Source organism: Bartonella sp. AC329YNZD (assembly GCF_042196685.1).
GTDB lineage: Bacteria > Pseudomonadota > Alphaproteobacteria > Rhizobiales > Rhizobiaceae > Bartonella.
In genome coordinates, this window is sequence record NZ_JBHIQS010000092.1 from 1 (window position 1) to 918 (window position 918).

At 38.2% G+C, this 918-nt stretch carries 1 protein-coding gene and 1 pseudogene; both read right to left on the minus strand.

Features of this window, described 5'->3' with window-relative positions; all coding sequences use genetic code 11:
- A partial coding sequence (locus ACFIMW_RS09390; protein ID WP_375617397.1) for a lambda exonuclease family protein occupies positions 1 to 590 on the minus strand: 590 nt, incomplete at its 3' end.
- Between the two features lies 1 nt (position 591).
- A pseudogene (locus tag ACFIMW_RS09395) lies at positions 592 to 918 on the minus strand (recombinase); the annotation flags it as partial.

A 918-nucleotide genomic window follows, 5' to 3' on the forward strand; every position in this document is an offset into this window, starting at 1 on the left:
TGTTCTATTTCCCCTAAAAAGATTTCGACCGCTTTATTGATCTCTTCAATGTGTTTCTCATCACGATTGACGCGTTTGATTTTCATTCTCAAACCAGTAGATTTGCCTACAAAGTTTGGATTATAGCTCATGAAATCACACCATTTGCGTCCAGTGCATGCCATTTGGAATTGCATCTGTGCGATATATTCGGGCTTGATTTCGTCATAAATAAAAAAACGCAAATGCGTGGTTGATTGTGGACATTTGACTTCTATTAAACCGTCCTCTCCAATCAACCCATCAGGACTAGCCCCCGCCATTTCCATTTTGGGGTGTGGGATAAACCCGCATCTTGTGACTTCTGCGTCATAAATGAATTCATATTCTCTTAAGGCATCTTCTTCATGTTCAATGCCCCATTGCATAGCAGGTGTTGTATAAGATTGGCTTATTTCCTCTATTAAGCGTTCTGTCATGAGTTTCGTTTTGTAGTCTTCATATTTGCTTGTAGGCAAACCTTTTGCTGTCTTACTGAGTACGTTGTAAACGTTTGAAGCAGTGACTTTTCCTAAACGCGCTTGAAACCATTCTGCTGTTCTTTGCTCCATCTCACACCGCCGTTTGTTGTTGAGTTGGTGCATATTCAATATCTTGTATAGGTGCATCTAATTGCTCTTGTTGTGCTTTATTCATTTGCTTTCGTTGCTTTTTTTTCAAAGAAAACAAAGCGGTTTGTGCTTGTTTAAAAGACATATCTTTTAGATTTTTTACTCCTATGAAAGAGAGAAGCCTACTTTCTTCAGATTGTGTTTTTTTAATTAATTCTTTGATTTCATTCATCTGTTCAGGAGAGATACCCGCAAGAAGTGTTATTCCATCTGTATCGTCTTCTTTTCTTGCAACATTAAGAAGCATGCCTAAGAGATATCTACGTGC